The sequence below is a fragment of the Rudanella paleaurantiibacter genome, from assembly GCF_009184635.1.
GTDB lineage: Bacteria > Bacteroidota > Bacteroidia > Cytophagales > Spirosomataceae > Rudanella > Rudanella paleaurantiibacter.
In genome coordinates this window covers 1,032,779-1,044,798 of record NZ_WELI01000001.1, presented here as the reverse complement: position 1 = coordinate 1,044,798, position 12,020 = coordinate 1,032,779, and the positions used below count along the sequence as shown (strand labels likewise).

The following is a 12,020-nucleotide window of genomic DNA, read 5'->3' as shown; positions in this document are numbered from 1 at the left end:
CCCCGATTGTCAGGATCGGGGCTTTTTTTATACAATCTGTTTTGGGTATCTTTAGAATGTACCTGACTATGCAACCCATGGAAGCCGCCGTTACCGACGACCACATGACCGTTGCCGAGTTTCACCAACTCGAATTCGACGATAACGACCCGTTTCTGTACGAATTGCTCACCGGTGAACTTGTGAAAAAGAAAGTTCTTTCTCCCCGCCATCAATTACTATTGGCCGAACTCTACGACCAGGTAAAGGCCCATGTCAAGGCAAGTCAGGCCGGTACGGTTCTCTTCGCGCCCGTTGATGTATTTCTGAGCGATTATGACGCTCCCCAGCCCGATCTGGTCTTTGTCGAAAAAGCCAAAGCAAACTTTATTACCCATGATGGGGTGATGGGAGTACCTACACTTGTGGTTGAGGTGATATCCCCATCATCTGTCTTTCGCGACCGTGTAACCAAGAAACAGTTATACCAGCAACACGGCATACAGGAGTATTGGCTTATTGAACCGGCCGACAATTTTATCGAGATCTTCACGCTTGTCGACGGACGCTATGACCTGCTTTCTGCCGCTTCGCCCCAAGAGGGCACTCTGAATTCAGGCGTATTGCCGGGGCTGACCCTTAACTTAAAAACGCTGTTTGGCGAGACAGAATCCAAGTCTTAAATCATATCTGTAGACAAAAAAATGAGTCTGCTACCCTTCGGTAGCAGACTCGTTTTTTTGTCTATACCCCGGCGGACTAATCTCCGAAAACGGCCCCTCTTTGAGCAATCAATACCCGTGTTCCGGTAGTCAATCTCTGACCGTATATTTACCTATTAACTTTATAGATTAATAAAAGACGGTTGCAACTACTCATTTTTGAGGCAACGGCTAATGTATTAATTTTCAACACATTACAAAAAGGAAAAACGGGTAAATAGAGGGTATTTTCACAAGTAAAATCAAACACTTTGAAATGGCTGCCTGTTCTATTTGCGTAGTAGGCCAGTAACCAATTGGTCTATTTTCACCATAAACTCAACACGTTATGAAAAAGGTAATGATTGCGGCCTCATGTGCCCTCCTTCTGTTTGCACAAGGTGCTTTTGCTCAAGCTGTTCAGGAAGCTAAAGAAGCAAAGAAGGAAATGAAAGCGGAGAAAAAGATGAACAAAGCGCGCGAAAAGCGTCAGGACGTGAACGACCGCAGCCGCATCGAGGTACCGATGGTATCAGACGATAAAACGAAACTAGCCGAAGCTCGCAAGAAAGAAGAAAAAGCGGTGAAGAAAGCGATGAAGAGCGACGCCAAAGATGTGAAAGCCAAGGCGAAAGCGGTAACCAAGAAAGCCGATCGCGTTGACGACTAATTTTGGTCGTTTGTTTACAAATCACCATTCACAAGCTTACTAGACTACCAAACCCCGGCTTGACTCTGTGTACAGAGCAAACCGGGGTTATTTTTGTGCAGCTATGTGGTATTTTATAATTCAGCAAGACGACCTGAGTACGGTACAGTACCGGACACTCCAGAAAAAAGCGGCCCTGACCGAGGTCGAAACGTTTTACGATCCCTACCCCAACCTTTACCTATTCGATGTGGAGCGCGATGGGTACGCCGACTTTGTTGACTACCTCGATCTGGAAGGTATCCGGTACGAAGCCACCGCTACGAAACCGTCGCGGGAGCAACTACTGGATCAGATGCGGTAACCCGGTACCGGTTGGCCAGCCGGAAAAACCGAATAGTCAGAAAAATAGCCGCCGTGGTGAGGCCAATGAGCAGCCCCAACCATACCCCTACAGCTTTCATTTCGAAGGTAAACGCCAGCAGATACCCCACTGGTAACGATAGCACCCAGTAAGCAAACAAGGTAATCCAGGTAGGTACGTTCACGTCCGAAAGACCACGCAGGGTGCCAATGCCCACCACCTGAATACCATCGGAAAGCTGGAAGAAACCGGCCACAATCACCAGCGACGCAGCCATACCGGCTACCGTCGGGTTGTCTTTAATGTACAGGCCCACGAGGTAGTCGTTGGCCGTAAAAAACACGAGGGCGCAAACGGTCATGAAAGCGGTAGCCAGTACAAAAGCCGCCAAACCCGCCTGACGCACCCGCAGGCGGTCGCCGAGGCCAACGGCATTACCGACCCGGATAGCCCCCGCTGTGGAAATTCCGGTCGCAATCATGTACGTGGTTGAAGCCATGTTGAGCGCAATCTGATGCGCTCCCAGCTCGGCCGCCCCAAGCCAGCCCACCATCACGGAGGCAATGGAAAAGGCTGCAATCTCAAAAAAGAACGTAAGCCCGCCGGGTAAACCCAGCCGCATGATTTCAGTAACCTGTGTTTTGGTGGGCAGATGCGCATAAGCCGCCTGCAAAAACGGCCGGAACCGGTGCGAGCGATACACATACGCCAGCATAGCGACCGCCATAAAAATGCGGGAAATAAGCGTTGCCAGCGCCGACCCATTCAGCCCCAGCTCAGGAAATGGACCATAACCGGTAATGAGCAGGTAGTTGAACAGGGCATTGATGGCCAAAGCAAGCATGGTGATAGTCATGGTCACGCGGGGTTGCCGGAGCCCATCGGCCAGTTGGCGGGTGGCCGTAAAAAGGAGCAAAGGTAAAGTCGAAACGCTCAGGATAAGGGTAAACTCGCGGCCCATCTGCGTCACTTCGGGCGTTTGCCCAAACCAATGAAAGTTTAGCCCTACAATGGCTGACAACCCACCAAACACCAGGCTAAACAGCAATGCCACCCGCAACGAGGCCCGGAACAACTGATTGATTCCCTGCTCGTTGCCCTGACCAGCCGCCCGCGACACCATAGCCGCAATCACCGAGAGCCCCCCAATACCGATACTCGACACCAGAAACGATAACGAATTGGCCAACCCGGCTGCTCCGAGCGGCACCGCCCCCAGCAAACGGCCTACAAACAGGTTGTCGGTAACGCCCATGAGCACCACCCCAAGCTGCGCAATCACAATAGGCACACTCAGCCGAAGCGTATCGGCCAATTCAAGCTTTAATACACGAAGATTCATACCCGTTTAATCGCGGCTTACCGTCAAAAGTTCGGGCTGAAATACTAAAGTGGAAGAAGCGCGCGCCCGGCCGAACGCGGCCATTCACGCTTTGCCGCCCCGGAGCGACGGCCCGCACTCGGTTACTCTTTCACCTTTGCTATCCCCGCAATCTCCACATTGGCATTAAACGGCAGGTCGGCAACGGCAATGCACACGCGGGCGGGCAACCGGTTCCCGCGAAAATATGTCCGGTACACCTCGTTCATAGCCGCGTAGTGTTTCATGTCCTTTAGATAGATTGTTACGCTCACCAGATCGTCATGCGTGAGCTTCCGTTTTTGCAGAATGTCGCCGATATTACGCATGACCTGATGCGCTTCGGCCGCAAACGATTCGGTCACGAGCTGCCCGTTGGCACGGCCAATTTGCCCCGAAACGTACAGTACTCCACCCGCTTCAACGGCGTCGGAGTAAGGAGGCCCCGACGCGGGCGACTGAGCCAAAGCAGGCAGGGATACCGAAAAAAAGCCGACAACGAGAGAGATAATCCAGAAGGTGCGCATGGCGAACGGTCGTGTTTGAATAGATTCCGCCGTAAAGTTCTTACTTTTGTTCTTATTCATCGAATCCAATAAGCTGGCTTGAAAGAATACGGCAGTAATATTCAAAAACTCGTTGACAATATGGTCAACATTGAGGATCGGGAGCAGCGTACCCGCTACGCCCATATCCTCGTCGAGCTGATGCGCCAGATCCACCCGAACATGAAAGACGGGCAGGATTACTACAATAAACTCTGGGACGACCTATACATCATATCCGGTTTTACTCTCGACGTAGACAGCCCCTACCCACCCCCGTCGGAAGAGGCCCTGGGTAAACAACCGCAGCCCGTTCCGTACAATACGCATAACCTCCGCTTTCGGCATTTCGGCTACAATCTGGATTTGTTGATTAAAAAAGCGCTTGCTGTTGAAGACCCCGACGAGAAACGGGCCTTCGTATCGTACCTGTTCCGGCTGATGAAGTCATTTTATACCACCTGGAACAAAGAGTCGGTCGAAGACGAAACAATCTACCAGAGCATGCTCGAACTGTCGAAAGGGCAGTTGGCCGATGATGTAGACCTGATCCGGCGTGAAGGTCTGGTAGAGTCGACCCCGCGCGAGCGGACCGGCGAATCGACCCAGCCGCAACGCCTGAGCCAGCAACCACAGCGCGGTAACAACCGGCAGGGGTATGGCAACAACCGACCCAACTACGGCAATAACCAACGCAACGCGGGCGGTAATAACAACGGGCGCAACAACGGCCCCGGCGGACGCAATAACAACAATAACGGACGCAACAACGGCCCCGGTGGACGTAACAACAACAATAACAACAACGGTGGTCGGAATGACTTCCGGGGCAATACCGGGGGCCGCAATAACGACCGGCGTCGGAGGTAAAATGCCCACCTATGCCCCAGGCAAGCCCGGCACCGTGGATGGGCCGTTGGGCGTTGCGAATCCTTTGTCATTTCTCATTCATTAGTCATACGCATGTCATCATTTAAAATCACCGGTGGGCGGCAGCTCAAAGGCGAATTAGTGCCTCAGGGTGCCAAAAATGAAGCTCTCCAGATTTTGTGCGCGGTTCTGCTAACCAAAGAGCCCGTTACGATCCATAACATTCCGAACATCCGCGATGTCAATCAGCTGATCGACCTGCTGGGCGATTTGGGTGTGTGGGTAACCAAAATCGGCGAATCGTCGTACCGGTTTCAGGCGAGCGATGTGAACCTGGAGCATATGGAAACCGAAGCCTACAAGCGGAAAGCCGCGGCACTACGGGGTTCGGTTATGCTGCTGGGACCGATGCTGGCCCGCTTCAAAAAAGGCCGGATTCCGCGGCCCGGTGGCGACAAAATCGGCCGTCGGCGGCTCGATACCCACTTCCTCGGCTTTGAGAAATTAGGCGCTACGTTCCACTACGACGGTGATTTTTACCGGGTTGAAGGTGACCACCTCAAAGGTGCGTACATGCTGCTCGATGAGGCTTCGGTAACCGGTACGGCCAACGTGCTGATGGCCGCCGTAATGGCCGAGGGCACTACTACCATCTACAACGCGGCCTGCGAGCCTTACCTCCAGCAACTGAGCAAGATGCTCAACCGGATGGGGGCCAAAATCTCAGGCGTGGGCTCTAACCTGCTCACCATTGAGGGCGTGTCGGAACTGGGCGGTACTGAGCATACCATGCTACCCGACATGATCGAAATCGGCTCGTTTATTGGCATGGCCGCCATGACGCAGTCCGAAATCACCATCAAAAACTGCCGGATTCCTGAATTGGGCATCATTCCCGACACGTTCAAGCGGTTGGGTATTCAAATGGAATTCCGGGGCGATGACATCTTTGTACCGGCTCAGGAGCGTTACACTATCGAAACGTTCCTCGACGGAGGCATGATGACCGTGGCCGACGCGCCGTGGCCGGGTTTCACGCCCGACCTGCTCAGTATTGTGCTTGTGACTACGGTACAGGCTACGGGTACGGTGCTGATTCACCAGAAGATGTTCGAAAGCCGCCTGTTCTTTGTCGATAAGTTGATTGAGATGGGCGCGCAGATTATCCTCTGCGACCCGCACCGCGCTACGGTGGTGGGCCTCGGCCGTCAGCAGCAGCTGAAAGGCATTCGGATGTCGTCGCCGGATATCCGGGCGGGTGTTGCCCTGCTGATTGCCGCCCTGTCGGCCAACGGCACCAGCATCATCGACAACATTGAGCAAATCGACCGGGGGTATCAGAACATCGACACCCGCCTGAACGCCATCGGTGCGGAGATTATCCGGTTGTAGGTATAGTTTAGGGTTTTTGGTTTATCGTTTATGGCGTACCGGTGGCCGGCTTGTGGTTAGTTACCAACACCAACTTGCGCGACTACGACCTAACATAAAACATGGGGCTTGTACAACATCCTCCCTGTCCTACAAACAAAGGCCTTCGACAGGCTCAGACTGACGGTTAGCATTCAAGCTTACAGTCAGCCTGAGCCTGTCGAAGGCCTTTTAACATCAATCTCCTTCCTAAGCCAGATAAGTATGGCTCTGTTTGGATCAATGCACGGTCAAAACCGCTTTGCGTTTGGGGGCCTCCCAGAGGTTTTGTAAACCCAGAAGCGTAACCGCAGTCGAACGGCCATTAGTCTCAAATACCCGGCTGCTGGGCTCTCCCTTCGCATACCGACCGCAGTCAGGGCCAAGGCATAACGTATCCGAAACGGCATCGATCGACATCACGACCGTTACTTTACCGCCGGTGATGCAAACCCCTCCGGGCGGGCACAACGAGTTAGTGACTTGCCCTACCCGTAGCGTTGCCCCATTGGACAGTTTCACCCACTCGCCCGGCGCCATCGTTAACTGCCCATCAACCGCATCAGATTGGCATCCCATCAGCAGGGGCAGCACCCAGAACCCAAAAATGGCAGCTCGTTTCATGACTCATTTTTTGAACAAGACACTCCAACAGCTCAATCGGTTGGAAAGCCTCAGAGAAAAATAAATGGCTTGGGGCTAAAGCTAATTACAAACACAATCAGAGCCAGCCAGCCCAGTATTTTTCGTTTGGTATCGAGGGGCTCCCGCAACTCGGTTTCGGGGTGATAAACACCCAAAAAGCGGCCCAGAATCAGAATAAACGCAAAAAAGCCGGGGTAGCCCTCAAGCGTCGGAACGGCCCACGACAGAGCCAGTTGCGTTACCACCACCGACAACGCCAGAATCCAGGCATTGGTCCGGTTTTCGGATAACCGCGAGAAGCAGATAAACAGGAAGAAGACGTACAGCCCCAGATTAAGCAGTTTATCATAAAATGCGCCATCCTGCACTACATCGAACTCCTCGACCCGAAACCAACCCAGGCCCGCGTAAAACGCAAAGCCTACAAACAGAACCGGAGCTACCCACCGGAACCGGTCGCGGCCGATAAGCGCATAAAGTACATGGCCTCCGTCGAGCTGCCCAATCGGAATCAGGTTGAGCGATGTAAAAAACAGGGCCAAATATCCCGCCAGCAGGTACGGATAATGGATCATCTCGTAGGGATGCGGCAGCCGGGCGGGATCGGCCACGTAGGTTTTGAAGAACCAGAACAACAGGTTATCGCCGAAGCCGATAGCGCCCCCTTCGGGCAGGTTTTTGTACACATACTGCCCGAAATACATGCCGTACTTCTTGTATTCGGGGTGGATGGTGAAAATATACGAGGGGTCAGGCAGGTTCGTGAATCCGTACCAGAGCACAATCAGGGCCAGCACAAACCCCGCCAACGGCCCCGCAATACCAATATCGAAGTACTTCCGGCGGCTGTTGATGTAGTCCTGGATTCGGATAAATGCCCCCAGCGTGCCGATGCCCGTACTGCCAAACCAAAGCGGAATGTAATACGGGAGGGTAACACGAACCCGGTTGGCTTTGGCCGTGAAATAATGTCCAAACTCATGGACCGTCAGAATAGCCAGAAACGGAACCGAGTAGTGCAGGCCCGCCCAAAACTCCGACCAGCCCAGGGGAATCACTTTTTTTATCAGCGCGGGGTCGTCGGTCAGCCACGATGTCGGAATAAACGACCGCCCAAACATCCACTCAGCACCCGCCAGGGTAGTGGTGATGAGCGTGAGCAGGAAAAGCCCCCCGTGAATCAGGTACTTACGCATTCAATGTGTGAGTAAAGTTTGGCGCAGCGCCCTACAGGCCCTGCAAATAATCAATGATGGTTTGGGGCGGCACCACATGCACGGCCTCAATTCCCAACTGAGCAGCCGCTTCGATATTGGCCGCATTATCGTCGTAAAAAGCGGTTTCTGAGGCCTCCAGACCGGCTTCGGTCAGCACATGCTCATAAATGGCGGGCGAGGGCTTGGCCATACGAACGTCGTGCGAGTAAAACACCCGCTCAAACAGGTCTTCGAGGGTGGGCTTACCCAGCGCAGCGAGCATCTTGTTGACCTGCCGGATATGAATGGCGTTGGTATTACTGAGCAAAAACAACCGATACCGGCCCGACGCCCGCAACTCCTCCAGCCGGTCGACGCGCTCCACGGGTAGGTCGAGCAGAATCGAGTTCCAGGTGGTATCAATCACCTCGTCGGTCCACTCCTCGCTCGACGGTTGCCCTTTCTGCCGAAGCAACGCGCGCACGTGTTGCCGGAAGGCCGCATCGTCGACCATACCCGTTTCGTATTGCCGCCACAAATCATGCTGTTTCCAAAGGGTAGTCACATCGGCTTCGGGCAGACCCGCAAGCACCGAAAAATTACGAATTGGCGCACCCATATCGATGGGGATAATCACGTCGCCAAGGTCAAAAATCAGATTCTTCAGCATACTATCAGTAATGAGACGGGGCAGTGCGCCCGTGGTGCAGGACAAGTTTATTTTATTTCGACAGGATTACAGGATATACAGGATTTTCTTCTATAAAAATAATCCTGTATATCCTGTAATCCTGTCGAAGAAAGCTTTCATCGGGCTTATCACAAAGAACTTGTCCTACACCCGTGTGCCCAACAAGATAACCCAGAAGCCAAAGATACCGTTAGATTTGCAGACAACCCTTTTTGTATGCCCTTTACCATTGACCTTTCCGATAAAGTGGTGCTGCTGACCGGCTCAACGGCCGGCATCGGGCTCGGTATAGCCAGGCAGTTTGCCCGCGCCGGTGCCCATGTGGCCGGTTGCGGCTTAGAAGCCATTGAGCAGGCGCGCGAATTTATCCAGACTGTCCAGAGCGAATCGGGACAGACGCCCCTGTACGTACAAGCCGACGTCACCCAACCCGACGACTTAGCCCGGCTCGTGAGCGAAACCGTAGCCCGGTACGGGCGAATTGATATTCTGGCGTCGAATGCAGGCACCAATGTGTTTGCAGGTGTCGACGGATGCTCGGAAGCCGAGTGGGAAATAAACCTGAATTTGAATCTGGCCTCGCATTGGCGGCTGGCGAGGCTATGCAAGCCCTATCTGGAAGCCGCGCCCGGCGGTGGAATAATTGTGGTCAATGCGTCGTGCCATGCGTACAGCAGCCTGCCGGGCTGTTTTCCGTACAATGTAACCAAAACAGCCCTGATGGGGCTGGTACGCAGCCTGACGCTGGAGTGGAGCCCGACCATCCGAACGGTGGGCGTAGCACCGGGTTTTATCGACACCCGGCTCAACGAAGCCTGGTTCGATACGTTTCCCGACCCAGCCGCCGAACGAGCCCGCACCGAAGCGCAGTTTCCGATGCGCCGATTGGGTACGCCCGACGAAATTGGCGGCTGGTTTGTGTTTTTGGCGAGCGATTACGCCCGCTTCTCCGCCGGTCAAACCTACCTCATCGACGGTGGCCGGTCGGTAGTGATGATGTAAAAAGAGGAGAAAGGAGAAGGGAGGAAAGGAAGAAGGGAGTTGCCGCGCCTGCGTCCTTTCCTCCCCTCTTCCTTTCCTCCTTTTCCTTTTTTATTCCAACACCACGCCCATGTTGCAGAACTTGTCGATGCGCTGACTGATGCGCTCCTGCGGGGTCAAGGCGTTTAGTTCTTCGAGGGTAGCCAGAATGACGGTTTTCAGAATATCGGCCATCGCGGCATGGTCGGTATGGGCTCCGCCGATGGGCTCCTCCACGATACCGTCGATCAGGCCTGCCTGTTTCATGTCGCGGGCGGTGGGCTTCATAGCTTCGGCCGCCTGCTCTTTGTAGTTCCAGCTCCGCCACAGAATGGTTGAGCAGTTTTCGGGCGAAATCACCGAATACCAGGCATTTTCGAGCATCAGCACACGGTCGCCGATAGCAATACCGAGGGCTCCGCCCGATGCGCCTTCACCAATAACAATACAGATGACGGGCACTTTGAGGGTCATCATCTCACGCAGGTTGCGGGCAATAGCCTCGCCCTGACCACGCTCTTCAGCTTCAAGGCCGGGAAAAGCGCCCGGCGTGTCGATCAGCGTAATGATAGGCTTGTTGAACTTCTCGGCCAACTGCATCAGGCGTAGCGCCTTGCGGTAACCCTCTGGGTTAGGCATTCCGAAGTTGCGGTGCTGCCGCTGCTTGGTATTCCGGCCTTTTTGCTGCCCGATGATCATCACCGACTGCCCGCCGATTTCACCAAAACCACCCACCATGGCCGGATCGTCGCGCACGGAGCGGTCGCCGTGGAGCTCGATAAACTGATCGCACATGCGCTCAATATAGTCGAGCGTATAAGGCCGGTCGGGGTGCCGCGACAACTGAACCCGTTGCCAGCGCGTCAGGTTCTGAAAAATCTCGAACTGAAGCTTATCAATGCTTTTTTCGAGTATGTCGACGGCATCGCTAACGTCTACACCGGTCCGTTCGGCCAATTTTCGGGTTTCTTCCAGTCGCGCTTCCAGATCAGCAATGGGCTTTTCAAAATCGAGGTAAGTTCTCATAAACACAGGAGAATGGAAGAAAGGATAAGGGAGAAAGAAGTGGGCTAGTCATCACAAACCCTCCTGTTCCTTTCTACCTGTTCCCTTCTCCCAATTTAAAGTTCATACGTTTGTCCTTTGGTAGGAATTTCAACCTGATTATAGCCAACTTCAGACAGGGCTTCTTTGAAGGCTTCCATACCCGACAGCTCGCCGTGTACCAGAAACACCTTCCGAAGCGAGTCGGCCGGTTGCATTTTGACGAAGTTAATTAGATCATTACGGTCGCCGTGTCCGCTGAACACGTCGATTTTCTCAACCCGCGCATTCACAGCCTGCTCTTTGCCCTTGATGGTAAGGGTGGGCTGCCCGTTGAGCAAACGCCAACCGAGCGTGCCCTCGGCGCAGTAGCCGATCATCAGAATAGTGCAGTACGGGTTACCGATGTTGGCGGCAATGTGGTGCTCCACACGCCCCCCCTGCACCATACCCGACGACGAGATGATAATGCAGGGCTCGTTGTAATCCGACACGGCCTTGCTTGCCTTAGTCGACTCCAGAAACGTGAAGTTTTCAAAATCGAACAGGGCCTCGTTTTCCTCGTAAAAGTCGCGGGCCTCCTTATTCAGCAAGCGTATATTTTTGGTGTACACCCGCGAGCTATCGTAGGCCATCGGGCTATCCGAGAAAACCTTGATGGGCGGGAAATTATGCTCTGAATACAGCTTGTTGAGTGTGTACAACAGGGCCTGCGTACGGCCCACACTGAACGAGGGGATAATCAGCCGACCCGGAATATCGATACAGGTTCGCTTGATTACATCAGCCAAAGCCTCCTCGGGGGTCTCGGTATTTTCGTGGAGCCGGTTGCCGTAGGTGCTTTCGCAAATCAGGTAGTCAACCGGGGGTACCGGTGCCGGATCAATCAGCAGCGGGTAGTTTTTGCGGCCAATATCGCCCGAGAAACAAATGCTCTTCCGCTCCCCGTTTTCAAACACGTTGATTACAATGTGAGCGGCCCCGAGCAGGTGTCCGGCCGGAATAAAGGTAACGTCGAGCCCTTCGTGTACCCGAAACCGCCGGTTAAACGCAATAGGCACCACGTTTTCCATGGCGTCGCGGACTTGCCGCTCTAGATACAAATCATTTTGCATCTTGGCCTGCCGGTCTTTCACCCGCTTTTTCTTACTCGCGTTGAGGTCGTTGATGCGCTTCTGGTTAATGGTAGCGGCATCTTTCAGCAGAATTTCAGTGAGCGCAAACGTTGGTTCGGTGCACAAAATCTGCCCTTCGTACCCCTCGCGGTAGAGGTTAGGCAGGTTGCCCGAGTGGTCAACGTGGGCGTGGGTCAGCAAAACAAGGTTAATACCAGAAGCCTCAAACGGAAAGAAACTGGTAGCTGGCGTGGTGGGAGGTGCCTGCCCGTTCGAGGAAGAACGTTCGAGGTCCGAACCGCAGTCGATCAGGATTCGGTAGTCGTCCTGAACTTCCAGCAGGTACATACTGCCCGTCACCTGCCGGGCGGCCCCCAGAAAAGATAACTTCATGTGTATCGTTTAAACGTCGTAGAGAACGCCGATACTGG

General features: G+C 53.8%; 13 protein-coding genes. 6 read left to right on the top strand and 7 right to left on the bottom strand.

Annotation, left to right across the window (positions count from 1 at the left end):
* The first annotated feature begins 77 nt into the window (after window positions 1–77).
* The 3 genes from F5984_RS04035 (at window position 78) to F5984_RS04025 (ending at window position 1,693) form a co-directional block, all read left to right on the top strand.
* Window positions 78–662: a Uma2 family endonuclease gene (locus tag F5984_RS04035; protein WP_152122955.1), complete on the top strand. Its 585-nt coding sequence runs from the start codon at window positions 78–80 to the stop codon at window positions 660–662.
* Window positions 663–1,029: 367 nt separating this feature from the next.
* Window positions 1,030–1,350: a hypothetical protein gene (locus F5984_RS04030; protein ID WP_019987363.1), complete on the top strand. Its 321-nt coding sequence runs from the start codon at window positions 1,030–1,032 to the stop codon at window positions 1,348–1,350.
* 103 nt (window positions 1,351–1,453) lie between these two features.
* Complete coding sequence (locus tag F5984_RS04025) at window positions 1,454–1,693, top strand: hypothetical protein (protein WP_152122954.1); 240 nt, start codon at window positions 1,454–1,456, stop codon at window positions 1,691–1,693.
* Here F5984_RS04025 and F5984_RS04020 read toward each other — a convergent pair.
* Both F5984_RS04020 and F5984_RS04015 read right to left on the bottom strand, forming a co-directional pair.
* Entirely contained in the window at window positions 1,650–3,035 is a 1,386-nt protein-coding gene (locus F5984_RS04020; RefSeq protein WP_185155413.1) for an MATE family efflux transporter, read from the bottom strand. The two genes, F5984_RS04025 and F5984_RS04020, sit on opposite strands and share 44 nt — an antisense overlap.
* A 122-nt stretch (window positions 3,036–3,157) precedes the next feature.
* Window positions 3,158–3,580, bottom strand: a complete 423-nt coding sequence (locus F5984_RS04015; RefSeq protein WP_152122953.1) for a RidA family protein — start codon at window positions 3,578–3,580, stop codon at window positions 3,158–3,160.
* Window positions 3,581–3,700: 120 nt separating this feature from the next.
* Between F5984_RS04015 and F5984_RS04010 the strand changes: the two genes are divergently transcribed.
* Complete coding sequence (locus F5984_RS04010; RefSeq protein ID WP_246168807.1) at window positions 3,701–4,468, top strand: DUF4290 domain-containing protein; 768 nt, start codon at window positions 3,701–3,703, stop codon at window positions 4,466–4,468.
* A 93-nt stretch (window positions 4,469–4,561) separates the two neighbouring features.
* Complete coding sequence (murA, locus tag F5984_RS04005; RefSeq protein ID WP_152122951.1) at window positions 4,562–5,860, top strand: UDP-N-acetylglucosamine 1-carboxyvinyltransferase; 1,299 nt, start codon at window positions 4,562–4,564, stop codon at window positions 5,858–5,860.
* Window positions 5,861–6,118: 258 nt separating this feature from the next.
* On the opposite strand, the gene F5984_RS04000 is transcribed toward murA, so the two are convergent.
* The 3 genes from F5984_RS04000 to F5984_RS03990 are packed head-to-tail and all read right to left on the bottom strand — an operon-like array spanning window position 6,119 to window position 8,389.
* Window positions 6,119–6,502 (bottom strand): hypothetical protein, encoded by a 384-nt coding sequence (locus tag F5984_RS04000; RefSeq protein ID WP_152122950.1) that lies wholly within the window; start codon window positions 6,500–6,502, stop codon window positions 6,119–6,121.
* Between the two features lie 50 nt (window positions 6,503–6,552).
* Window positions 6,553–7,719 carry a site-2 protease family protein gene (locus F5984_RS03995; protein ID WP_152122949.1) on the bottom strand — a complete coding sequence of 389 codons (1,167 nt, stop codon included), beginning with the start codon at window positions 7,717–7,719 and terminating at the stop codon, window positions 6,553–6,555.
* A 31-nt stretch (window positions 7,720–7,750) separates the two neighbouring features.
* A complete protein-coding gene (locus tag F5984_RS03990; protein ID WP_152122948.1) occupies window positions 7,751–8,389 on the bottom strand; it encodes an HAD family hydrolase in 639 nt (212 codons plus the stop codon).
* Window positions 8,390–8,626: 237 nt separating this feature from the next.
* Between F5984_RS03990 and F5984_RS03985 the strand changes: the two genes are divergently transcribed.
* Window positions 8,627–9,412 carry an SDR family oxidoreductase gene (locus tag F5984_RS03985; protein ID WP_152122947.1) on the top strand — a complete coding sequence of 262 codons (786 nt, stop codon included), beginning with the start codon at window positions 8,627–8,629 and terminating at the stop codon, window positions 9,410–9,412.
* Window positions 9,413–9,502: 90 nt separating this feature from the next.
* Here the strand turns inward: F5984_RS03985 and F5984_RS03980 are convergent, their stop codons facing one another.
* Entirely contained in the window at window positions 9,503–10,456 is a 954-nt protein-coding gene (locus F5984_RS03980) for an acetyl-CoA carboxylase carboxyltransferase subunit alpha (RefSeq protein ID WP_152122946.1), read from the bottom strand.
* 95 nt (window positions 10,457–10,551) lie between these two features.
* Window positions 10,552–11,982 (bottom strand): MBL fold metallo-hydrolase RNA specificity domain-containing protein, encoded by a 1,431-nt coding sequence (locus tag F5984_RS03975; RefSeq protein WP_152122945.1) that lies wholly within the window; start codon window positions 11,980–11,982, stop codon window positions 10,552–10,554.
* Window positions 11,983–12,020: the final 38 nt, after the last annotated feature.